This is a genomic window from Vreelandella sp. F11, assembly GCF_042466685.1.
Classification (GTDB): Bacteria; Pseudomonadota; Gammaproteobacteria; order Pseudomonadales; family Halomonadaceae; genus Vreelandella.
Map to the genome: position 1 here is coordinate 4,587,026 of NZ_CP170448.1, position 21,558 is coordinate 4,608,583.

Here is a 21,558-nt window from a genome sequence, read left to right on the forward strand (position 1 = left end):
TGATGGGAGTTCTACATGGCACGCTCAAGCATCATTTCTCACCCGCTCTCTCGCCGACAGATCCTAAAAGGCGGCGCTGCCTTAGGCTTAGGTTCCGCTGCCGCAATGGGACTAACCCCCGCCTGGGCAAACCCCTGGGGCCGCACCAATGTTTATGCGCAGGGCGTCGAAGAAGGCCCCGAGGTATCGCTAGCCATTCGCCGCGAGTCACACCCCATTGATGGTCAAGAGGCGACGCCCATCACCATCAATGGCACCAGCCCAGGCCCGATGATTCGCTTGCAAGAGGGGCAGGACGCCGTGCTTCGCGTCACTAACCTGCTGGATGAGCCCACCTCTATCCACTGGCATGGCCTCATCCTACCGCCGGAAATGGATGGCGTGCCTGGGGTTAGCTTTGCAGGTATCGCCCCTGGTGAAACCTTTACCTATCGCTTTCCTGTTCGTCAGAACGGTACCTACTGGTACCACAGCCACTCAGGTATGCAGGAACAGCTTGGCCATGCGGGGCCGTTAATTATTGACGCCGCCGAACGCGAGCCATTCCGCTACGACCGAGAGCACGTGCTACTGCTCACCGACTGGACCTTTGAAGACCCCATGTCGGTGTTCCGTAATCTGAAAACCATGGAAGGCTACTACAACTTCCAAGAGCGCACGATTGCTGACTTCTTCGCCGATGTTCGCGAAAAAGGTTTCGCACAAACCGCCGAAATGCGCGGCATGTGGGCCCAAATGCGTATGAGCTCCCGGGATATCGCCGATGTCACTGGCAGCACTTATACCTACCTGCTCAACGGCCACTCCTCCCAGGAAAACTGGAACGCGCTGTTCAAGGCAGGAGAGCGGATACGGCTACGCGTGATTAACGGCTCAGCCATGTCATTCTTCGATGTCCGTATACCCGGCCTGAAAATGACCGTGGTAGCCGCTGATGGCCAGCCGGTGCAACCCGTTCCCGTTGATGAATTCCGTATTGGCGTAGCGGAAACCTACGATGTGCTTGTTTCACCTGAAGACGACCGGGCATACACCATCTTCGCCGAGTCCATGGATCGCAGCGGCTACGCCCGCGCTACCCTGGCACCGCGTGAAGGCATGCAGGCCGACATTCCTGAACGACGTCAAATTGCCGACCGCGGCATGGAAGCCATGGCTGCCCACGGTATGGGCGGTATGGATCATTCCAATATGGCAGGGATGGATCACTCAGGCATGTCAAATATGGAAGGTATGGATCACTCCAATATGCCAGGAATGAGCAGTGACGATGCCGGTATGGAGGGCATGGATCACTCTAATATGGGCGGCATGCCGGGGGAGCAGGCGAAAATCGGCGAAAATGGTTTGCTCGTTGCTGGTGAAGCCCAGCCCGGTTCTCGCTACGACCAGGCAGGCATAGGCATCGACCCCAACGAACGTCGAGTACTCGTCTACCGCGATCTTAAAGCCTTCACGCCATGGCCTGACCGCCGCGAACCAGGCCGTGAGCTTGAACTGCACCTGACCGGCAACATGGAACGCTACATGTGGTCGTTTGATGGCAAAAAGTTTAGCGAAGTGACCGGCCCTATTCACTTTGTGAAAGATGAGCGGCTGCGCCTCATCCTCGTCAACGACACCATGATGGAGCACCCCATTCACCTCCACGGCATGTGGATGGAGCTGGAAAACGGCCAGGGTGAATTGATTCCGCGCAAACACACCCTGAATGTGAAGCCCGGCGAGCGCGTGTCTGCGCTGATCACCGCAGACGCCGAGGGCAGCTGGGCGTTCCACTGCCACCTTCTCTATCACATGGATGCCGGCATGTTCCGCGTTGTTCAGGTTTCTTAAGGAGGCAGTATGAAAAACAAGCACTACTTAACCCTCGCCAGCGTGGCCCTCGCCGTGGCCGCCGCTACTACCGCTCAGGCCGAAGATGGCTATGCGGCTCCAGACAACTGGCCAGCGCCCACGATGGAACACAACATGGGCATGGGGCTGTTCGACCGGCTTGAATACACCGTTCCCGACAAAGGCCAAGACGCCGTGGTATGGGACTTTCAAGGCTGGTACGGCGGTGATATCAACCGCGTTTACCTGAAGTCAGAGGGCGAAAACGTCCAGGGCGACGGCGAAGATGCTGAGTTCGAGTCCCTGGAACTACTCTATAGCCGCCTAGTGGCAGATTTTTGGGAGTTACAAGGGGGTATCGGTTATCAAGGCGGTGTGTTCTCCGATGACCACGCCGAACGCACCTATGGAGTGGTCGGCCTGCAAGGTGTGATGCCCTACGGCATTGAAACCGACGTTGCCATGCAAGTGAGTGAAGATGGCGACGTGGCTGCCAGTTTTGAGGGCGAATACGATCTGCGACTCACACAGCGGCTCTACCTACAGCCACGCACCGAAATCGCCGTGGCCGCCAGTGAAGTGGAAGAATTTGGCGTCGGTGAAGGGCTTAACTCGGTTCGTGCTGGCCTGCGGCTAGGCTATGAAGTCACCCGCCGCTTCGCCCCCTACGTCGGTGCTTATTGGGAGAAAGAGTATGGCGACACGGCGGATCTCTCCCGTGCTAGTGGCGATAACACGGAAGACGCGGGGGTCGTTGCTGGTGTGAAGCTGATGTTTTAACGAAGATAAGTGCGACTGCCCCTTCGCAGCCTGCGCAGGGGCGAGCTTACAAATTGGATCGATTGGCCCAACCTCCATGCAGCGATTGCCGCACTGTTGCCGGGCACCCCAGAATCGCCTGACATTTACCGGCAGAGCATTCAACAACAGTGCGGTTCTCTGGTGCATCTAACGGTGGAAGTGCCGTTAGATTCGAGGTCTTGATCCGAAGACAAGCCAAGCAAGCTAATCAGTGAGCTTGTTGCTGGTTTTGTTCCCACGTAACGCTTACCGCTAGCCCATTGGGCATGCGGTTACTAAGTGTAAGGCGTGCATCCTGGCGCTGAGCCAACTCCGAAACAATCGACAAACCCAATCCGCTGCCAGTAGTGCCCTGACCAGACGCGCGCCTAAAGCGCTCTGTGACTTTATCCAATAGTGCCTCAGGCAGTCCGGGGCCAGTATCTCTCACAATAAGTTGAGGCGCCCCCTCCCGAAGGGTCAACTCTACCTCTATATGACCGCCTTCCAGGGTATAGCGTAAGGCGTTATCCAGTAGGTTACGAAAGAGAATGCCCACCTCGACTTCGTCGGCGCGAACCTCCAGCCGGGTTAACCCTGTTAGCCTCAAGTGCTGATCTCGCTCTTCAGCGAGTGGCCACAGTTCGGCTACCAATTCAGCAATAATCGGGTAAAGATCGATAGTTGCCGGTGAGGTTGTGGCAACTTGATCCAAACGCGCCAAAATAAGCAGTTGTTCTACTACCCGCTGAAGCCGTTCCACACCAACATACGCCTTTTGTAATGATTGTTCTCCCCCTGCCTGAGCGTTATCCAGGTGGATTCTCAGCGCTGCCAAAGGCGTGCGTAACTCATGGGCTGCATCGGCGGTAAAGCGCCGCTCGCGCTCTAACGTTGCTTTTAACCGGGCGATAAAGTCGTTTAGCGATTGGCGTAATTCATTAAGCTCTTGAGGAACCGGGTTATCGATTTTACTTAGGTCGTGGGCGGAGCGGCCTTGCACCTGGCTGGAAAGCGCTTGGATGGGCGCAATTCCCCGCCGAATGATGCGGCTCATCAGCCAAAGGAGGAGTGGCAGCAAAAAGAGCATCGGCAATAAATTGTTCCAGGTGATGCGCTCCACCACTTCATCATGAAACGAACCTTGCAGCCCCATGCGGATCCAGGTATCGCTGGCAACGTCGAACATGCTGAACACCCGCCAACGATGACCATCGTAGCTTTCCCAGCGAAACCCCTCTTCTAAAGGCGCGGGGAAAGGCCCGGCATCATGCCATTTGCCCCCTAACACCCTGGGTGAGCCATCTGCATTCCAAAAACCCAGCACTAATTTAAGCTCCTCCTCGTGGTAAAGCTTGGAACCTGATTCAGAGCTGTTCACGGGCACTGCGTTACCGTCGCGATATAGCTGTGTCGGATGGCCTGGGAGGCCCATGCGCGAGGCAAGGCGAGCGTAGTCGTCAATGGTCGCGTGTGGGTCGAGTTGGCCAGCCACAATCCGACTATGCAGACTGAGCTGAGTATCGAGAATCTCTTCCAGCTCGTGATCGGTAATTAAGTAAGCTGCGGTAACCGCAATGCCCCCAGCGATAACCAAGGTAATGGCTAGCGTGCGAAGCAGATAGTGTCGTATCGATCTCATTGCGCTTGGCTATCCAACCGGTAGCCAATCCCGCGCACATTAATGATCAGACGCTTTTCAAGCTTTTTACGCAGGTGATGAATGTGAACTTCCACCGCATTGGACTCTACCTCTTCGCCCCAGCCATAAAGCAAATTTTCTAAACGAGGACGAGATAGCACCCTGTCGGGATGTCTGGCTAGCTCTAACAATAAGGCATACTCCCGTCGGCCCAACTTTACGTCTTTACCCCGCCAACTCACCACATGACGAGCCTCATCAATACTCAGCGCCCCCAGCGTCAATATCTGCGAGGCCCGCCCCTCAGCGCGTCGCATTACGACACGCAAACGGGCGAGCAGCTCCTGCAAATTGAAAGGCTTGAGCACATAGTCATCTGCCCCCGCATCTAAACCGCCAATACGGTCTTCCATCGCATCGCGGGCGGTCAAAATCAGAATAGGTAGGGTGGATTGCTGACGGAGTAACTGGAGTACCTGCATGCCGTCCATATCAGGCAGACCAAGATCCAAAATAATCACACTGAAGGTCTCGCTGCCGATAGCGCGGATAGCCTCGCGGCCAAGCATAAACCAATCGACCGTGTACCCCTCACGCTCCAGCGCCGTTTTAATGCCATCCCCAAGCAAGGGATCATCTTCGATTAGCAGTGCGCGCATGCTGCTCCCTCAATCTACAAACCACTATCTTCGCCATCAAAACTTAAGCTTTTCTTAAACACGGCAATTTAATACCCCACAACGCATACGCATCTGAACTCAACCAGTAAGCCAGCCCCTCTTTTTTGCAAACCTCTTAGGCAGCTTAACTCTTCTTTAAGTTATTTAGGCTCAATCTGCCTCTTTCGCCATGGGCAAAGCCAAAGCAGCGCCTTCAATGGCAGTCATTTTGAATCTGCATTAACGCTGCCGTAGGCAGACCATTGTCTATTAACTGAACAGAGCGTCAGAGCATGCACTTACTAACACTTATTAGAACAAACTCTTATTTAAAAATAGTGGCCCGCTTTTTAGAAAAAAGAATGAAGCGATTTTTACTGGGAGTCATGCGGTATATCCTCAAACCGCCTGCACCAGAAACCATCGATAGCCTTGTCGGCATAGAGAAAATTTTAATTATTCGCCCCAATTTCCGTCTGGGCAACGCGCTAATCAGCACCCCTGCCATCGATGCTTTTCGTGAACGTTTTCCTTCCGCGCGCATAGACTATTTAGCGACTGATAAAACATGGCCACTGTTGCAGCAACGTCCTGTTGACCATTTCCATTTACTGTCGAGAGACGCCATTCTCCGCCCCTGGCAGTGCGTGACACTATTACGCCGCTTACGAGCACAACGCTATGACCTGGCGGTACAAGTGAGCGGAGGATCAACGAGCGGCTTTATAGTGACCCGGTTAATAGGGGCGCGGTACAGCATGGGGTCGCGCAAAGGTCACCAGCGGTGGTACAGCATTGAGGCTGAAGGTAAGTCATCACACGCCTATGATGCCATCGTCAATTTGACACGCCCGCTCGGCGTTACTTGCCGTAATCGGCCACTGCTCCAGCTAACGGAGCAGGAACGCTTTCAGGCCATAACGAAGATACGACAGCTATTCAGTCTGCATAGCGACCACTCATCAGATACAGACTTTATTGCGATCTTCGTAGGCGGGCATCAAAACAAACGTTGGCCGTTGGCATTTTGGCTAATGCTCATCGATGCCATGGAAGCCTGCAAAATACGTTATGTCGTTTTCCTTGGGCCGGAGGAGTTTAGGCTTCTAGCACCGATTGAGCAGCGCTTGATGTCATCGCGGTATGGCAGCTTATGCCCACCGCTTCCTATCCGTCACTTTGCTGCGGTTTTAGAGCGTGCGCGTTTACTCGTGACACCCGACTCAGGGCCGATGCACTTAGCAGCAGCACTCGATGTCGCCACCATTTCCCTGGTACGTCAGAAAAAATCACTCGCCTTCGTACCACGAGAACCCTATGACACGATCCTGTGGCGTCCAGAGGTCAGCACCATAGTAGAAGCCATACAAGCTAATCTTGAGGGTCGAGCCTCAACGACACCCGTTCATGCGAACTCGGCAGCAGGCCAACCAAAACAGTGCCTAACACCTTCCCCTAATACAACCCATACGTACGCCAGCTAATGAATGAAAGCACATAACTGTTCGTTAAGTATTCGGTGACAAGATAGGTTCAACCTCATCAAGATTCGGGTGCATCGGAATGTACATATCGCTCTTATCAACAAAAAATATCACTTCTGATAGTTGGATGTCGCTTGATAATAAGGGTCTCATGGACTGGCAATGGTTTTCTTTTCGGCTATGCCTATTTTTAACTACCTTGTTAACCATTTTCCTTGTGCTATTTGGGATAGAGACCATCGAAATCATTATCGCTATTTTCAGTATCGGGGTCAGCAGCACCTCCCAGTTATTGAGGTTAAGCAGTGCAAGAACAACTATGTGTAACCTTCTCCATCCTGAAGAGAGCGAGGTTTTAGATACGCTGGACGCGATAGGTATGGCAGGCGTTGGCACTTTGGTTGTTTTATATTTTTTAGCCTAATCCCTCGTTGCCAATGCCACTACCTGATTTATTCGGCGGTGGGAAATATACAAATACTTGACCTATAGGCAACCCCAGGTACTACGCTACATGCACTAGGCTTATAGCCTTGATAAGGCAAAAAGAGGGAGGTTGCCATGGCATCATCAACACAGCAAAGCGCGCGGGTTTACCGGATGAAAACCGCCGAGCATATGTGCCCGTTTGGTCTGAAGACCGTTGATCTACTCAAACGCAAAGGCTTTAAGGTCGACGACCACACCTTAACGTCCCGCGATGAGATCGACGCGTTCAAGCAACAGGAAAATGTCGACACTACGCCTCAGGTGTTCATCGGTGACCAACGCATCGGCGGCTACGAAGAGCTGCGTGAGCATCTGGGAATGAGTGTTCCCAATGCAAAAGAAACCACTTATCGGCCAGTGATTGCCATATTTGCCACCGCGCTGCTGGTAGGCTTAGCGATTAGCTGGGCGACCCAAGGCACACTGTTCACAGCGCGCATGCCGGAGTTTGCCGTTGCTACGGCGATGGTGCTGCTAGGTTTGCAGAAGCTGCAAGACGTCGAAAGCTTCAGCAGTATGTTTTTGAATTACGACCTGTTAGCTCAACGCTACGTGCCCTACAGCTATTTTTACCCCTACGCCGAGACGCTTGCTGGTATTTTAATGCTAGCCGGGGCGTTGATTTGGCTGGCCGCGCCGCTGGCGCTGTTTGTCGGTACGGTGGGGGCGGTCTCCGTGTTTAAAGCCGTGTATATCGACAAACGTGAGCTTAAATGCGCCTGCGTCGGCGGTAACAGCAATGTGCCGCTAGGTTTCGTATCACTAACCGAAAACCTGGTTATGATCGCCATGGGGCTGTGGATGCCGCTGCGGATGTTGTTGTCATAAATAGCAAAATGGCAGAGCAACGCGTGGCATAAAAAAGGCTTAGGGTCGAGCCGAGGGTTCAAATGCTTTCGACCCTCGGCATAGAGTTCAGTCTAGCCGCCACATCCCCGAGGTTTTACGCGGCGGGTAACTGCGCAATTATTCGATCCAACGTCATCGGGTATTCGCGCACCCGAACTCCAGTGGCATTGTAGATCGCGTTGGCAACCGCGGCGGCTACGCCACAGATACCCAGTTCACCCACCCCTTTTGCTTTTAGGGGCGTTGAAGCAGCATCGGTGGTATCTAAAAAGATGACCTCTTGCTCGGGAATATCCGCATGCACCGCCACTTCGTAGCCTGCCAGGTCGTGGTTGACGAAGAATCCGCGCTCGGTATCCACGCTCATGCCCTCGGTCAAGGCAGCCCCCACGCCCATGGTCATACCGCCAAGCACCTGGCTGCGCGCCGTGATGGGGTTGAGAATGCGTCCTGCATCGCACACGGCCAGCATACGCCGAACGCGGGTTTCACCGGTATAGGCATGCACAGCCACCTCAACAAAGTGTGCTGCGAAAGTGCCAATCTCCAGCTTATCCTTGAAGTCGCCAAAGTTGATCGAATCTTCAGCCACGACCTCTTCGCCATCGGCCACGTCGGCCAGCGCCAGATCTATCTGTCCGGCGACAACGCGGCCATGTTCAAAGCGCGCCTCGTCAACGTTTAGGCGCTTGGCGATCTGCGCCTGAAGCGCTACACAGGCGGCATAAACGCCAGCGGTAGAGCTTGCTGCTCCAAACTGCCCGCCTGAGCCGGAGGAGGTTGGGTAGGCGCTATTGCCCAGGCGCACCTCTACGTCCTGTATCTCCATGCCCATGGTTTCTGCGGCTGTCTGGGTCAGGATCGTGTAGGAACCGGTACCGATATCGGTCATATCGGTTTCCACGATCAGGCGGCCGTTCTGCAAGCGCACCCGTGCGCCCGAAGCCAGGGTGGGCGCGCCGCGATAAGCACCGGCCATACCGTGGCCAATCAGCCATTGGCCTTCGCGCCTGCCGCCCGGTTTAAGGTTACGTTCAGCCCAGCCGAAGGTGTCGGCGCCCTTACGCAGGCACTCCACAAAGTGGCGTTCGCTGAAGGGCTTCGATGGCTCTTCAGGATTGACCTGGGTGTCGTTGAGAATCCTAAATTCCACCGGATCCATGCCAAGCTTCTCCGCCATCTCGTCCATGGCGATCTCGAGCACCGCCAGCCCCGAGGCTTCCCCAGGGGCACGCATATCCGCCGATTCAGGCAGGCCCATATCAATAGGATGGTGCGCTACGCGACGGTTTTCGCCCGCGTAGAAGCAGCGAGTTTGATTGACCGCATCTTCACCACTGCCGCCGGGCAGCGTATGGGAAACGGCGGCGTGATCGAAGACGGTGATTTTGCCATCTGATCCGGCCGCGATACGCAGTCGCTGAATAGTGCCGGAGCGGTGGGTGGCGTTGTTGAAGATCATCGGGCGCGGCAAGGCCACCTTGACCGGCCGACCGGTTTCCCGCGAGCCAAGTGCCGCCAGCACCGCGTCAGCGCGCAGCCATAGCTTGCCGCCAAAGCCGCCGCCCACGTAAGGGCTTTCCAGGCGGATCCTGCCAGCGTCGATCTCGAAGGTGGTAGCGAGCGCCTGGCGTGTCCATTCGATCATCTGATTCGATGTCCATACCGTCATCTGACCGCCATCCGACCAGTCCACGATAGAAGCGTGGGGCTCCATCATGGCGTGGCTTTGCGAAGCAGTGCGGTAGGTTTCATCCAGCGCCACCGGTGCGGCATCAAACGCCGCCTCCACATCGCCTACATTGGCGGCCAGCTCGCCGGTATTCTGTAAGCGTGCCCAGGCATCTTCAAGATCGAACACGCCCGGCGTCTCTTCGTAGCGCACCTTGATCAAGGACGCCGCACCACGCGCCTGCTCCAGAGTATCGGCGACCACTACAGCAATCGCTTGGTGGTAGTGCTCAACGGTGGCGCCGCCGAACAGGTGGGCCACATTGCTGTCGGCACGCGCCAGCGGCTCAAACTCTAGAGTGGTGATAACGGCGGCTACGCCGGGCGCGGCGCGGGCGGCCGAGGCGTCCATATGGGTGATTTTGCCCCGGGCAATCGTTGCGCCCAAGGGAAAGCCCACCAGTTGGTTGGCCACCACATCATGCCGCTCGTAAGCGTAGGGCGCGCTTCCGGTTACCTTAAGGAGCCCGTCGACTCGTACATGCGGCTTGCCGATAATACGGGCACGGTCAAACAGGTTATCTTCCGTTGATTGATTAAAATCCATGGGTTACTCCTGAGCCAGCAGCGCGGCGAGCGTGCGCTCTGCGAGGGTAAGCTTGTAGGCGTTCTCATGCGTTGGACGAGCGCCATCCAGTAAGCGGACCATGACGGCAGAGGCGCCCTGCGGTAACAGCGCATCGGCTTCAGCACGGCGCCAAGGCTTGGGCGCTACGCCACCTAGTGCCACACGTCCGGTGCCATCGGGGGCTTTAATCAGCGCAACGGATACCAGCGCAAAGGCGTAAGAGGCCCGATCGCGCACCTTGTAGTAGGCATGGCGGCCCTCAACGGGGGGCGGCAGGCGCACGGCGGTAATCATTTCGCCTGCTTGCAGCGCGTTCTCTATCTCCGGGGTATCGCCGGGCAGCTGGTAGAACTCATCCAGCGTCAGGCGGCGCGTTTCACCTGATGAGGTCACGGTTTCTACTTCGGCATCCAGCACGCGCATCGCAACGGCCATGTCCGAAGGGTGCGTGGCAATACACGCGTCTGACGTGCCGATGACGCCCAGTTGACGCGACGTTGCGCCATCACCCAGTGCTGCACAGCCTGCCCCAGGCGAACGTTTGTTGCAGGGCATGCCGGTGTCATAAAAATAGGGGCAGCGGGTGCGCTGTAAAAGGTTGCCGCCGGTCGTGGCTTTATTGCGCAGTTGGCCCGATGCGCCAGAGACAAGTGCCCGACTCAACACCGCGTAGTCCTTGCGGATCCGGGCATCCGCCGAGAGCGCGGCATTGCTGACCAGCGCACCAATGCGCAGACCGCCCTCATCCGTCGGGGTAATAGCGTCAAGGCCCGTGCCCGATACGTCGATCAGATGCTCGGGAATTTCGATCTCATGCTTCATCAAGTCCAGCAGGTTAGTGCCGCCTGCAATAAACTTGGCGCCGGGTACTTCCGCCGCACGCGCTGCCGCCTGGGCCGGGTCGCTGACGCGTTCATAAGAAAAAGCTTTCATGAGCGTGCCTCCGCCACCTGGTTAATAGCCTTAAGAATGTTGGCGTAGGCACCACAGCGGCAAAGGTTGCCCGACATGCGCTCACGGATTTCCGCATCGCTTATCTCGATAGGCGCATCCAGATCGTTGGTAACGTGGCTTGGCAGCCCCGCCTGGATCTCCTCAAGCACTGCCTTGGCCGAGCAGATCTGCCCCGGTGTGCAGTAGCCGCACTGGAAAGCGTCATGATCGACAAAGGCTTGCTGCATGGGATCAAGATGGTCGACCTCTCCCATCCCTTCGATAGTCGCAACATCATCGCCTTCATGCATCACCGCAAGGGACAAGCAGGCGTTGATGCGCTCGCCATTCACCAGCACCGTGCAGGCACCACATTGACCGTGGTCACAGCCTTTCTTGGTGCCTGTAAGCTTTAGATGCTCACGCAGGGCATCCAGCAGCGTTGTGCGGTTATCCAGCGTTAACGTATGGCTTTCGCCATTGACGGTCAGTGAAAAGGTGCTGCTATCAGGGCTCACGGTCTTGGGGTATCTTTCGACGTTATTAGAGGAGTTCATTGCTATATGCCTTCCTTGCGCGTTGCTATCGCTTATTTAGTGCCATAAGACCTTTAGCATAGTCACGATTCCCCCAAGCAGCCCAAATCTCTCACCAAACCCAGTAAAACAAAGCCTCTAGATGCGTCAGGTGCGCTACGCTATGACACGTCTATCCACGCAAGAGAGGCAGTGGATGCCGCTTGCTCACTACTGGAATCGTTTGAAATGCAGCATTTGGATTTGCAGGTTATCGATCAAGCGCTTACCTGGTCACGGGAGGGTGAAACGGTCTGGCTGTGCACCGTGCTCGCCACGTTTGGCTCATCGCCCCGCGCCCCTGGTGCCTGGATGGCGGTAATCAGGGACGGCAGCCACCTGGGGTCGCTTTCTGGCGGCTGTGTGGAGGATGATTTCATTAAGCGCCTAGCGGAGGGGCAGTTTGAAAACCCTGCGGTCGTTATACGCTATGGCGATACAGACAATACACAGGCCAGGCATATCACGCTGCCCTGCGGCGGCATTCTAGAGGTGCTGGTTGAGCGCCTACCCGCCACGCCGGAGATACGGGAGCACCTTGGCACGCTGAAAGCGACGCTTGAAGGCCAGCGCCCGCTTATGCGCCACGTCGATATTCATACGGGCTCCCGCTACTTTACCGACGATGCCACGCTGGGGCCTCGTGTGATTTGGCCCAGTGAAGAGGGCGCACCAGATCGGGTAAGCATGCGGCTTACACCTGCGCGGCGGCTAATCATCGCTGGTATTTCGGCCGTTTCCAGCGCCTGCGCCTCGTTTGCTGCCACGTTAGGGTTTGAGGTGATTGTCTGCGACCCCGATGAAACCGCCTGCCAAGCGTTTGATGTTCCAGGGGTCACGGTCAAGACGCAACTGCCTTCCCTATATCTGGCCGCCAACGGCTGCCACGACGCCACCGCCATTGTTGCGCTCAGCCATGACCCTCGCATTGATGACTTAGCCATGATGGAAGCGGTACGCACGCCCGCGTTTTACATAGGCGTGATGGGCTCAAGGCGTACCTCTGCGGAACGGATGAAGCGGCTGATTCGCTCAGGTGGGCTGACCGAAGAGCAGGTCGAGCGCCTGCATATGCCGATTGGTCTAGCATTAGGAAGCAAAACCCCTGCGGAAATTGCCCTCTCGATTATGGCGGATATCGTACGTGTGCAGCACGGAAAAACACTCCATGAGCTCTAGTCATGTCGTCGCCTTGGTGATGGCGGCGGGCAACTCGCGTCGATTTGGTGAGGATGACAAGCGCTGCGCCCCCTTAGCCGACGGACGCTCGCTGTTGACAGCTTCAGTCACGAATGCGGAGCAAGCCTTCCCTCTGCTGCGCGTGGCGATACGCGAAGAGGATGAGGCAACGTTACTAGGCCTTGCAGACAACACGCCCCTGATCCGGCTTGGTCAGGCGCATCTTGGGTTGGGGGCAAGTCTCGCCGAAGCGGTGAGCGCCCTTAGCCGCGACGCCCGTCTTAACAGCGTCGAGGCAGTAGCCATTTTATTAGGCGATATGCCCTGGATTCAGCAAGGCACATTGAGGGCATTACAGCGGCTAGCCACTCACGACACCATCGTGAGGCCCTGCTTCAAGGGCCAACCAGGCCATCCGGTTATTTTCGGTCGCGCACTCTGGCCAGCCCTTCAAGCACTAAGCGGCGATGACGGTGCCAAAGGCGTTATTCATCGCCATACGGCGCAGTACCGGGAGTATGCCCTCCAAGATGACGGCATACTTATCGATATCGACGCGCCAGAGGACATAGTGTTCGCCGAAAACGAGCGCACTCAATAAACCTTAAGCGTTAACGCCTGAAACAAGGTGAGAACGCGCACCCTAGCGTGCTTTCACAACCACCACCCCAAGCGCCAGCCAGCCTGCCATCAGTAGCAGTCCGCCAATGGGCGTGACAATACCCAGACTTAGCCCCGCCAGCGCCATTAAATAGAGCGAACCTGAAAAGCACGTCACGCCGAGCGCCCATAGTGACAGCACCCAGCGCTGACCGGAAATTGGCTGCACCTGGCGCCATACCAGTACGATCATTACGGCAAGGGTATGCCACGCCTGGTAACGCACGCCGGTTTCCACGGCACTTACCATGACCTGGGTCGTGCGCGCCGCCAGGCCGTGGGCTGCGTAGGCGCCCAGCATCACCATCATGGCGCCTGACAGCGCCGCTACGCACCACCACACTTTATCCATCCGTTGCACGCTGCTCTCCTGCTCCGATTATGGTTGCTATCCATCACACTATTGCTGCTACGGCTTACCTTGCGTGGCGCGAAACCGCTACAATAGAGAATACCTTAGAGCACGAACTGCCACGACGAATGAGACGCGCCTATTTATGTCTATCCAGATACGTCTAAACGGTGAACCCCATACGCTGTCCACCGGCCTCACCGCCGCTGACTTAGTTGAACAGCTGGGCCTTAGTGGTCGTCGTATCGCCGTCGAAATTAACGAAGAGATCGTCCCCCGCAGCCAACACGCCGACACTCGCTTGGTCGATGGCGACCACGTAGAAGTTGTCCACGCGATTGGCGGCGGCTAGAGGAAATACTATGACCCAGTTAACTCATGAACCGCTAACCGATACACCGTTAACCATTGCCGGGCGCGATTTTCACTCGCGCCTGCTGGTGGGCACAGGCAAGTACAAAGACTTTACCGAGACCGGCGCCGCCATTGCCCAAAGCGGCGCTGAAATCGTCACCTTTGCCGTTCGCCGTACCAATTTAGGCCAGGACGCCGATGCGCCCAACCTGCTCGACGTTATTTCACCTGAGCGCTACACCCTGCTGCCCAATACCGCTGGGTGCTATAACGCTAAAGATGCCGTGCGTACCTGTCGCTTGGCCCGGGAACTGCTTGATGGCCACAACCTGGTCAAACTGGAAGTGCTCGGCGATGACCACACGCTCTACCCCAATGTGGTCGAGACGCTCAAAGCTGCGGAAACGCTGCTGGCCGATGGTTTTGACGTCATGGTGTACACCAGCGACGACCCTATTGTGGCACGCGAACTAGAAGCCATGGGCTGCTGCGCCATCATGCCGCTGGGCTCGTTGATCGGTTCTGGCCACGGCATTCAAAACCCGCACAACGTGCGCTTGATTGTTGAGCAGAGCAGCGTACCGGTGCTGGTAGATGCAGGCATTGGCACGGCATCAGACGCGGCCATGGCAATGGAGCTCGGTTGCGACGGCGTGCTGCTGAATACCGCTATTGCCCACGCCCGCGACCCGCTACGCATGGCCAACGCCATGAAGTTGGCCGTGGAGGCCGGACGTGATGCGTTTTTAGCCGGCCGTATGCCGCGCCGCCAGTCCGCTGATCCCTCTTCACCTTTCGCTGGCCGTATTAACGGTTAATTGATTCGAGACCTCATGACTGACACCAACGATAGCGTACCCGAACGTCACGCCGACCCCGAAAGCAAGACCACCACAGGGCCGGAAGGTACGGATGCACCGCTGCATCGCCGCGGTATTAAAAGCTATGTGATCCGCGCGGGCCGTATGACCCAGGCGCAAAACCGTGGCTTAGAAGATATTTGGCCGCGTTTTGGCCTGACCATCGCAGACGGCCGCCAAGACTTGGACGCCCTGTTTGGCCGCCAGGCACCGCGGGTCGTAGAAATCGGCTTTGGCATGGGTAACTCGCTGATAGAACAGGCCGAGACTCATCCAGACACCGACTTTATCGGCATTGAAGTGCACGCCCCTGGCGTTGGCAAACTGCTCGATGAAGTCGATAAACGCGGCCTCACCAACCTGCGCGTGTACCGCGAAGATGCCCTGGCGGTGCTAGAGCAGTGCCTGCCCGAAGGCTCGCTAACAACCCTACAGCTGTTCTTCCCCGACCCCTGGCCGAAGAAGAAACACCACAAACGGCGCATCGTGCAACCTGCCTTTGTTGAGCTGATCCGCACTCGGCTAATGCCCGGCGGTACTTTCCATCTGGCCACCGACTGGGAAGCCTACGCGGAGTGGATGGCGGAAGTCATGGAAGCAGCCCCCGGCTATGCCAACATTGCCAGCGCGGAAACCGCTCCCTATGTACCGCGCCCGGCGTTCCGCCCATTGACCAAGTTTGAAGCCCGCGGCGAAAAACTTGGCCACGGTGTGTGGGATTTGATCTATCGTCGGGAAGAGTAGAGTGTCAGCCAGCTAGATTGGCAGAGAGGAGTTGTTGCAGTGTTAGGCGCTACGCTCAGCATCAATTCTGAGCGGGCGTCTTTCGCATTTACCTAGGCTTTGTCTGAAAAGTCGGCGAGCGAAGGCCAGACAAGGCAAAAATCGGCGAAAAGACGGAGTTTACGTGTTGTAAATGAGTACTTTGAGCCGATTTTTAACGCCGTATGGCCGAGCGCAGCCAGTTTTCAGACAGAGCCTAGAATAGCTGCATCCAGACGACTATTAGGTTTAAGCATCTGCTTTTAATGAGTAAGCGATCTTAAAATACCCATTTGATGCAAGCTGGCGATTTCTGCGTATATCTCTTCGCAGAAAGATTCGGCCACGTTACTTAACGGCTTGTGTTTAGATTTAAGTAAGGCAATTTCCCACTCAATCGTTGGCTCCATAGGCTTTGATACAACGGCTGTTCCCTGCAACAGCAGTTCTGCAATGGGATCAATCACTGCAACCCCAAGCCCGCGATCAACTAATGCACACACACCCCGCATATGGCGCATTTCAACAGCAATATGCCGCTTTATATTCACTGTCTGCATAATGTAATCCACGCGTGCACGCAGAGGACTATCCGCCATCAGCTCTACGAATGTCTGGTTTTGTAAGCTGGTAAGCGCCACCACATCTTGCCTAGCGAGGGGGTGCGTACGCTGCATGATGCACCTGGCAGAACAGCGTGCAAGCGTACTCACCGTTGCTCCATAAGTGTCGGCTTCAAGCGTTATTCCCAGCGCCACATCACAGGTATTGTTGTCGATCATTTTAAGCAACTCTTGCAACCCGGCATCGATGACCCGAACGCCTACATTAGGGTGATTTTGTTTAAATCGCTTAATGACATCGAGTAAAAAGGTATCGCAAAAAATGGGTTGTGCCGCCACGACGACACTGCCTAATTGGTTATTAGCAATAGCATCCGCATCTTTTTGAGTATCTCGAATACTCGCCATCAACCGTAAAACGGACGCGTGGTATAAAAACGCTTCTGAGGTTGGCGAAAGCTGATTACGGGCACGTTTGAACAACGCAAATCCCAGCTCATCCTCTAGCCCGATGAGCAAACGACTGACCATTGATTGGCTGATCCCTAACGTTTCTGCAGCCGCTTTTGTAGTGCCATGTTTCATAAAGGCATCAAACGCTTCAATTTCTTTTATTTTCATTAGTTTAAACTCGCTTTAGCCTTATTTAACGAAACAACCGGCAGTTAAAAACACGCTTTATAAACAACAAGCTTGCAACTTTCGCCCACCACTAGAACTAAAACGCATACTAAATTGAATTGTTGCAACAAATTTCATAGCTGTCTATGTTGAAAGTGCTGAATCCAATTAATGCTCGTTACTCAATCCTTCAATAACGGCCCTTCACTAGCAGCTATTTAATAACAGCCATGCAAATACCACTGCGGAGACAAGTATGAAACTCACCTTAAGCTTAGCGGCAGCTACGCTGCTCGCTGCCTCCACTGCCTATGCTCAGAGCTATCCTTCCGAACCCGTCACGCTGGTAGTTCCCTATGGCCCCGGCGGCGCTTCCGATCTGGCCGGTCGTGCCCTAGCGGAGTCGGCTCGCGAATATTTAGGACAGCCCGTCACGGTCGTCAACCAAGCCGGCGCAGGGGGAATGACTGGCGCTCGTGATGTCGTACAGGCTGACCCCGATGGTTACACCTTGCTATTAGCCCGCGTCGGTATGGCGCTGTCACCGGCGGTCAACGAAAACAGCAGTGTTGATTGGGATGAGTACACCTTTATCAGCCCGCTCGAAGCTACGCCGATGATTCTTGCCGTGGCTGAAGACTCTCCCTATGAAAGCGTTGAGGATTTGCTGGAGGGCATTGAAAACGACCCTGGCGCGATGAGCTATGCCGCCTCCGGCGCCACCGCCATTGATGGCTTTACCGTGCAGTCACTGCTGGCTGACGCAGAAATGGATCCGCTGACGGCGGCCACGCTGATTCCCTACCGTGGGGGTGGTGAACTCGCAACGGCGCTACTGGGTGGGCATGTTGATTTTCTCGCCATCGCTGCTGCTTCGCTAATGCCGCATATTGAGAGCGGTGATATGCGCCCGTTAATGGTGTTCTCACCCGAGCGCATGGAAGCACTCCCGGACGTGCCGACTGCTGAAGAGCTGGGTTATGAGTTGGCTGGCCAAGTGATGGGGTGGAGCGCGCTGTATGGCCCGCCTGACCTACCCGAAGAAGTGGTTAACACTTGGGCCGAAGTGATGGAACAGGTGGCTGAGGATGAGACGTGGCTCAGCCGTGCTGATGATCGTGGCTCAATTTCCACCATCGGTAGCGTCGATATGGAGACCTACGCAAAAGAGCAGTACGAGTTCTATCGCACCTTGGCAGAACAGTTTGGCTACCTGGAATAAAGCAGCGTTAAACACTTCATTATTACTGCATACAACAGTTAATCCCGGGAGGGGACATGGGTATAACACGCGGTTTAGTCATTACGGTGCTGTTCGGTATCGTTCTGTTCGTACTGATCCCCGCCTATGTACCCCGCCCGCGCTTTATTCCCGGGTTTGCGCCACCGCCTGATATGTGGCCACGCACGGTTTCCATGCTCGGCATGGCATTGGGCATACTGCTCGTTGGGCTGACGTTTTCACGCAAAACCGAAGCCATCGCCGACCCTGAAGACGCCCGCTCAATACGTGGCGATACGCCGCTTGCCACACTACTCACCCGCTTCGGCTGGACGGTACTTGCCTTTGCGCTATTTATCGGCTCAGTGATGCTGCTCGGTTTTTTGCTATCAAGCATTCTGCTGTTAATGGCGATGCTGATACTGACCGGTTATTGGCGCCACAAAGTGGTGGCAGCCATTGTGGCCGTCGCGCTCCCACTGGTTCTCTACCTGTTTTTCTCCAGCGCACTCAATACGCGTTTCCCTGTCGGCAGCCTTTTCAAGGCGATCGGTATTTAACCTACCGCGTATAGGAGTGACCACTATGCTCAACGACCTGCTGGTTGCCTTTCAGGCGGTTGCCACCCTTGAGAATTTTTTGATTATGGCCGCCGGTATCTGGGGTGGCGTGATTATCGGCGCTATACCCGGCATGACCGGCACCATGGCGGTGACCCTGGCGCTACCCTTTACATTTTATATGCAGCCGATCCCGAGTATTTTACTGCTCGTTGCGCTCTACAAAGGCTCCACCTATGGCGGGTCGGTCTCGGCGATATTGATCAAGACGCCAGGTACTGCTTCGGCCGCCTGTACCACCCTTGACGGCTACCCACTGGCCCAACAGGGCAAGGCAGGCAAAGCCCTTAACATGGCGCTCTATTCGTCCTGTACCGGGGATTTTATCTCCAATCTCTCACTGATTTTTATTGCCGCGCCACTGGCACTCCTGGCACTGCGTATCGGGCCACCCGAATACTTTATGCTGATGATTTTCGCACTCACCACCGTGGCTGGGGTGTCAGGGCGTTCACTGCTGCTGGGGCTTGTATCAGCCTGCTTAGGGCTACTGTTAGCCACAGTGGGCGAAGATATGTACGGCTCGTTCCGCTTTGATCTCACCGTGGATATGCAGAGCGGCCTTGCCGTTGCGCCTGTGCTCATCGGTCTGTTTGCCATTCCTGAGCTGCTTAAGATTATTGTTTTCCGTCACACCCAAAGCCATAAGCCCATGCAGTTGGGCGATAACCGGGTAACGCGAGATGAGCTGCGCCGATCCTTAAAGACAATGCTTAAAGGCAGCATGATTGGTGTGGTGATGGGGGCCATTCCCGGTATTGGCCCCTCGGCAGCGGCGTTCTCTTCCTACGGCGAAGCACAGCGTAGCTCAAAGAACCGCGAGAACTTTGGTAAGGGCGAACTAGAAGGGATCGCAGCATCCGAGTCCGCTAACAATGGTTGCTGTGGCTCCACCATGATCCCACTGTTAGCGCTGGGCGTACCGGGCGATGTGATCACGGGCGTGATGCTGGGCGCCTTCATGATTCACGGCATGACCCCAGGCCCGATGCTGTTTGAGAACAACCTTAATGAGGTTTACATGCTGTTTATTGGCATGCTGTTCTCCTCTGTTCTGCTATTTGGTGCGGGTAAAGCAACCATGCGCTTTTTCTCGCATATCTCGCGGATTCCCCCGGGGTTGATGGCGCCAATCGTGCTTGCGCTATGCGTCTTCGGTATTTTTTCGATCTCCAACAGTATGTATGACGTCATCGTACTGCTGGCGATGGGCATATTTGGCTTTTTCATGTTCCTGTTCGCCATTCCCGCCGCGCCCTTTTTAATCGCCTTCATTCTCGGCCCGATGCTGGAAGAGAACCTGCGTCGTGCCCTTGCGCTCTCTCGTGGTGATCCCAGCATTCTGGTCTCGTCGCCTATTACCTGGCTATTCGCTTCGTTGGCGATATTTGTGGTGGTCGTAACAATTCGTCAGCAGCTTAAGAAGGCCAAAGCCTGAGCCACAGTTTCCCTTATTGCCAAGGATTTAACGCTATGCAAGCTAGTGCTACGCCTAACGCTCACCCGCAGTTGAAAGACGCGGTCTCGCACCTCGCAGACCTGATCGCTTACGACACAACCAGTGCGTACTCCAACCTTGAACTTATTCAGCATATGGAGGAGTACTTTGCCAGTCTGGGCGCTGAGGTAGCGGTGCTACCCGATGAGAGCGGCGAAAAGGCCAATTTAGTCGCCCGGCTAGGCCCAGCAGACGTACCTGGCATCGTCCTCTCAGGCCATACCGACGTCGTCCCCGCCAATCCGAAGAACTGGCAAAGCAACCCTTTCAAACTGGAGCAGCGCGACAGTCGCTTGTTTGGGCGTGGCACCTGCGATATGAAAGGCTTTGCAGCCTGCGTTATGGCAGCTACACCGGCGTTTGCCAGCGGCGAGCTACAGCGCCCGTTCTATTTCTGCTTCTCTCATGATGAGGAAGTGGGTTGCCTGGGTGCTCCCGCTATCGCACGCTACCTAGCCAAGCTCAAGGTGCCACCGGCACTGGCCATTATCGGCGAACCCAGCGAAATGAAGCTGATCAACGGTCAGAAAGGCAAGATCGCGATGCGGGTCACGGTGCGCGGTGAAGGGGGCCACTCATCGTTTTCACCCCAGCATGTTAATGCGGTGGAGTATGCCTCGCGGATCATCACCATGATCGCCGAACGATCACGACGATATGAGCAAGAAGGCCCTTTCGACCACGACTTTACCGTTCCCCACGCCACAGCGTTGACCACCATGATAGAAGGCGGTGTGGCGACCAACGTGACCCCTGATACCTGCAGCTTTATCTTTGAGCTACGCAGCATTGATCAGGAAGCAGCCGCCACGGACATTCAAGCACTGATCCGCGATATAGAGGCTGCCCTACTCCCCGAAATGCAGCGCCAATCAGCCGATTCCGTCATTGAGTGGCAAGAGCTATTTGCCTACCCCGCCATGGGGGACGCCACTAACAAAGATATGTTTAAAAAGCTTGAACCCATTCTTCCCGAGCGTGGTGGCAAGGTCTCTTATGGGTCTGAAGGTGGGGTTTTCGAGATCGATGGCGACATCCCCTCGGTAATTCTTGGGCCCGGCTCTATTCGCCAAGCCCACAAGCCCGATGAGTTTATTGAAATTGATCAACTTAGCCAGTGCTTAGCGTTTTTAGATGACTTAAATGCCTGGATGAAACACTGAGTCAAAAATAGCGGTGCGCATCTATTTTACATGGGGTGGCGTTGAGGCGCCCCTTCATGAAGTCACGTTCTCCCTCAACGCCTTTGGTCAAACACTTCGTAAGCCATTACCCCCACGCGCCACATCAAAAAAGCGCCAAACGTGGTGTTCTGCCACAT

The 21,558-nt window shown here is 55.5% G+C and carries 22 protein-coding genes; 15 read left to right on the top strand and 7 right to left on the bottom strand.

The features are described from left to right. Positions 1 to 15: 15 nt before the first annotated feature. Genes ACFIOZ_RS20900 through ACFIOZ_RS20910 form a run of 3 tightly spaced genes read left to right on the top strand, consistent with a single transcriptional unit; the run spans position 16 to position 2,820 of the window. The gene (locus ACFIOZ_RS20900; protein ID WP_386080994.1) at positions 16 to 1,836 is read left to right on the top strand and encodes a copper resistance system multicopper oxidase; all 1,821 of its coding nucleotides are present in this window, start codon (positions 16 to 18) and stop codon (positions 1,834 to 1,836) included. A 9-nt stretch (positions 1,837 to 1,845) separates the two neighbouring features. Next, positions 1,846 to 2,616 carry a copper resistance protein B gene (locus tag ACFIOZ_RS20905; protein ID WP_386080995.1) on the top strand — a complete coding sequence of 257 codons (771 nt, stop codon included), beginning with the start codon at positions 1,846 to 1,848 and terminating at the stop codon, positions 2,614 to 2,616. Positions 2,617 to 2,625: 9 nt separating this feature from the next. Then, a complete protein-coding gene (locus ACFIOZ_RS20910; protein WP_386080997.1) occupies positions 2,626 to 2,820 on the top strand; it encodes a hypothetical protein in 195 nt (64 codons plus the stop codon). A 25-nt stretch (positions 2,821 to 2,845) separates the two neighbouring features. Here ACFIOZ_RS20910 and ACFIOZ_RS20915 read toward each other — a convergent pair whose 3' ends face one another. Next, the gene (locus ACFIOZ_RS20915; RefSeq protein WP_386080999.1) at positions 2,846 to 4,258 is read right to left on the bottom strand and encodes an ATP-binding protein; all 1,413 of its coding nucleotides are present in this window, start codon (positions 4,256 to 4,258) and stop codon (positions 2,846 to 2,848) included. Next, complete coding sequence (locus tag ACFIOZ_RS20920) at positions 4,255 to 4,917, bottom strand: response regulator (protein WP_386081000.1); 663 nt, start codon at positions 4,915 to 4,917, stop codon at positions 4,255 to 4,257. The genes ACFIOZ_RS20915 and ACFIOZ_RS20920 overlap by 4 nt, the downstream gene beginning before the upstream one ends. 293 nt (positions 4,918 to 5,210) lie before the next feature. On the opposite strand from ACFIOZ_RS20920, the gene ACFIOZ_RS20925 reads away from it, so the two are divergent. The 3 genes from ACFIOZ_RS20925 to ACFIOZ_RS20935 all read left to right on the top strand — a co-directional run bounded on the left by ACFIOZ_RS20925 (position 5,211) and on the right by ACFIOZ_RS20935 (position 7,718). Then, positions 5,211 to 6,401: a glycosyltransferase family 9 protein gene (locus tag ACFIOZ_RS20925; RefSeq protein WP_386081002.1), complete on the top strand. Its 1,191-nt coding sequence runs from the start codon at positions 5,211 to 5,213 to the stop codon at positions 6,399 to 6,401. 79 nt (positions 6,402 to 6,480) lie between these two features. Continuing rightward, the gene (locus tag ACFIOZ_RS20930; protein ID WP_386081004.1) at positions 6,481 to 6,825 is read left to right on the top strand and encodes a hypothetical protein; all 345 of its coding nucleotides are present in this window, start codon (positions 6,481 to 6,483) and stop codon (positions 6,823 to 6,825) included. A 137-nt stretch (positions 6,826 to 6,962) separates the two neighbouring features. Beyond that, positions 6,963 to 7,718: a glutaredoxin gene (locus ACFIOZ_RS20935; protein WP_386081005.1), complete on the top strand. Its 756-nt coding sequence runs from the start codon at positions 6,963 to 6,965 to the stop codon at positions 7,716 to 7,718. Between the two features lie 115 nt (positions 7,719 to 7,833). On the opposite strand, the gene paoC is transcribed toward ACFIOZ_RS20935, so the two are convergent. From paoC to ACFIOZ_RS20950, 3 genes are read right to left on the bottom strand one after another with little or no spacing between them, the layout of a single operon-like run. Continuing rightward, positions 7,834 to 10,017 carry an aldehyde oxidoreductase molybdenum-binding subunit PaoC gene (paoC, locus tag ACFIOZ_RS20940; protein ID WP_386081007.1) on the bottom strand — a complete coding sequence of 728 codons (2,184 nt, stop codon included), beginning with the start codon at positions 10,015 to 10,017 and terminating at the stop codon, positions 7,834 to 7,836. Between the two features lie 3 nt (positions 10,018 to 10,020). After that, a complete protein-coding gene (locus ACFIOZ_RS20945) occupies positions 10,021 to 10,971 on the bottom strand; it encodes an FAD binding domain-containing protein (RefSeq protein WP_386081009.1) in 951 nt (316 codons plus the stop codon). After that, positions 10,968 to 11,528, bottom strand: a complete 561-nt coding sequence (locus ACFIOZ_RS20950) for a 2Fe-2S iron-sulfur cluster-binding protein (RefSeq protein WP_386081011.1) — start codon at positions 11,526 to 11,528, stop codon at positions 10,968 to 10,970. The genes ACFIOZ_RS20945 and ACFIOZ_RS20950 overlap by 4 nt, the downstream gene beginning before the upstream one ends. A gap of 207 nt (positions 11,529 to 11,735) precedes the next feature. Between ACFIOZ_RS20950 and ACFIOZ_RS20955 the strand changes: the two genes are divergently transcribed. Further along, entirely contained in the window at positions 11,736 to 12,725 is a 990-nt protein-coding gene (locus tag ACFIOZ_RS20955; RefSeq protein ID WP_386084150.1) for an XdhC family protein, read from the top strand. Further along, positions 12,715 to 13,326 (top strand): nucleotidyltransferase family protein, encoded by a 612-nt coding sequence (locus ACFIOZ_RS20960; protein ID WP_386081012.1) that lies wholly within the window; start codon positions 12,715 to 12,717, stop codon positions 13,324 to 13,326. Before ACFIOZ_RS20955 ends, ACFIOZ_RS20960 begins: the two co-directional genes overlap by 11 nt. 42 nt (positions 13,327 to 13,368) lie before the next feature. Here ACFIOZ_RS20960 and ACFIOZ_RS20965 read toward each other — a convergent pair whose 3' ends face one another. Beyond that, on the bottom strand, positions 13,369 to 13,746 hold the full coding sequence (locus ACFIOZ_RS20965) for a DUF423 domain-containing protein (protein WP_386081014.1): 378 nt from the start codon (positions 13,744 to 13,746) through the stop codon (positions 13,369 to 13,371). 136 nt (positions 13,747 to 13,882) lie between these two features. On the opposite strand from ACFIOZ_RS20965, the gene thiS reads away from it, so the two are divergent. From thiS to trmB, 3 genes are read left to right on the top strand one after another with little or no spacing between them, the layout of a single operon-like run. Next, positions 13,883 to 14,089 carry a sulfur carrier protein ThiS gene (gene thiS / locus ACFIOZ_RS20970; RefSeq protein WP_022521266.1) on the top strand — a complete coding sequence of 69 codons (207 nt, stop codon included), beginning with the start codon at positions 13,883 to 13,885 and terminating at the stop codon, positions 14,087 to 14,089. A 10-nt stretch (positions 14,090 to 14,099) separates the two neighbouring features. After that, on the top strand, positions 14,100 to 14,909 hold the full coding sequence (locus ACFIOZ_RS20975) for a thiazole synthase (RefSeq protein ID WP_386081016.1): 810 nt from the start codon (positions 14,100 to 14,102) through the stop codon (positions 14,907 to 14,909). A 15-nt stretch (positions 14,910 to 14,924) separates the two neighbouring features. Further along, the gene (trmB, locus tag ACFIOZ_RS20980; protein WP_386081018.1) at positions 14,925 to 15,695 is read left to right on the top strand and encodes a tRNA (guanosine(46)-N7)-methyltransferase TrmB; all 771 of its coding nucleotides are present in this window, start codon (positions 14,925 to 14,927) and stop codon (positions 15,693 to 15,695) included. Between the two features lie 281 nt (positions 15,696 to 15,976). On the opposite strand, the gene ACFIOZ_RS20985 is transcribed toward trmB, so the two are convergent. Further along, positions 15,977 to 16,897, bottom strand: coding sequence for a LysR family transcriptional regulator (locus ACFIOZ_RS20985; protein ID WP_386081020.1), 921 nt, complete (start codon positions 16,895 to 16,897; stop codon positions 15,977 to 15,979). A gap of 256 nt (positions 16,898 to 17,153) precedes the next feature. On the opposite strand from ACFIOZ_RS20985, the gene ACFIOZ_RS20990 reads away from it, so the two are divergent. From ACFIOZ_RS20990 to argE, 4 genes are read left to right on the top strand one after another with little or no spacing between them, the layout of a single operon-like run. Beyond that, positions 17,154 to 18,119, top strand: a complete 966-nt coding sequence (locus ACFIOZ_RS20990; RefSeq protein WP_386081022.1) for a Bug family tripartite tricarboxylate transporter substrate binding protein — start codon at positions 17,154 to 17,156, stop codon at positions 18,117 to 18,119. Positions 18,120 to 18,175: 56 nt separating this feature from the next. Then, entirely contained in the window at positions 18,176 to 18,679 is a 504-nt protein-coding gene (locus ACFIOZ_RS20995) for a tripartite tricarboxylate transporter TctB family protein (RefSeq protein ID WP_386081025.1), read from the top strand. 25 nt (positions 18,680 to 18,704) lie between these two features. Next, positions 18,705 to 20,177, top strand: a complete 1,473-nt coding sequence (locus ACFIOZ_RS21000) for a tripartite tricarboxylate transporter permease (RefSeq protein WP_386081026.1) — start codon at positions 18,705 to 18,707, stop codon at positions 20,175 to 20,177. A 35-nt stretch (positions 20,178 to 20,212) separates the two neighbouring features. Continuing rightward, positions 20,213 to 21,400, top strand: a complete 1,188-nt coding sequence (gene argE / locus ACFIOZ_RS21005) for an acetylornithine deacetylase (protein ID WP_386081027.1) — start codon at positions 20,213 to 20,215, stop codon at positions 21,398 to 21,400. The last annotated feature ends 158 nt before the right edge of the window (positions 21,401 to 21,558 follow it).